Annotated in this window: 1 pseudogene; it reads left to right on the top strand. The window is 38.0% G+C overall.

Annotated elements, in window-relative coordinates:
• Positions 1-565, top strand: a pseudogene (locus CUN59_RS20370) (hypothetical protein); the annotation flags it as partial.
• Positions 566-1,117: the final 552 nt, after the last annotated feature.

Below are 1,117 nucleotides of genomic sequence, written 5' to 3' on the forward strand. Positions count from 1 at the left end.
TAAGGGAATTTACCTTTTTGGTAGAGGATTTAAAACCGTCATTGTGAGTATCCATCAATTACCCAGTACACCCGAAACCCTGTTTTTGCGGATATTAGGGAGGGGAAAAGTACAAAGACAAGCAGTGGAAGAATTAGAAACACTGACAAATAACAATCCATTTCTGGCAGATGTCATAGAATTAGTACATAACCTAATTGCTGTGTTATCGGCACGTCAGCGTCAAGAACAAGATATTGATCAGGATGATCAGGAGTTAATTATGAAATTATCCCAAATGTATCAACAACAATTAGAAGAACTGAGAAAACAAGGACTCCAAGAAGGAAGACAAGAAGGAAGACAAGAAGGACTCCAGGAAGGACAACAGAAAGGACTTAAAACTGGCGTAGAAAGAGAAAGACGCGCTATAATTGAGAGTATTTTGCAAGTGCGTTTTGGTGAAGTTGATGCCGAATTGACAAGAATTATTAACCCCCTGATGGCCATGAGTAGAGAAGAATTTACCCCTTTACTTCTACAATCATCTCGTGAAGAGTTATTAGCCAGATTTTCGGCACAATAAGCTGGTAAATATTCAGCCATGACACTTGTTTCCAGATCCCCGACTTCTTTGATTAATTGTATTCAGAAAAGATAAATCTATCTTAGAAGTCGGGGATCTTATGTTTCACAGATCCCCGACTTCTTTGATTAAATTGTATTCAGAAAAGATAAATCTATCTTAGAAGTCGGGGATCTTATGTTTCCAGATCCCGGACTTCTTTGATTAAATTGTATTCAGAAAAGATAAATCTATCTTAGAAGTCGGGGATCTCATCACCCTTACTGAAGAATAACTTATCAGTATTGTAGGGTGTGTTAGGATGAAATCCGTAACGCTATCGCTAACATACCCTACCTAAATCAATATTAAGCGCACCCCAATCAATTCCCCAGTCGGTTTTAACCGACTTGAGCTTTGAGACAGGGAATTTATTCCCTGGCTGTCTAAATCTAAATCAAACTTTTAAAAGCTTACATCTTTGCGTGAAGCACCAAAAAAAGGGTATTATGAGAAATATTATATAAAAAATGGATTAAGGTACGAAACCCAGAACGTCGGGTTACGCTGTCG

The organism is Cuspidothrix issatschenkoi CHARLIE-1 (genome assembly GCF_002934005.1).
Classification (GTDB): Bacteria; Cyanobacteriota; Cyanobacteriia; order Cyanobacteriales; family Nostocaceae; genus Cuspidothrix; species Cuspidothrix issatschenkoi.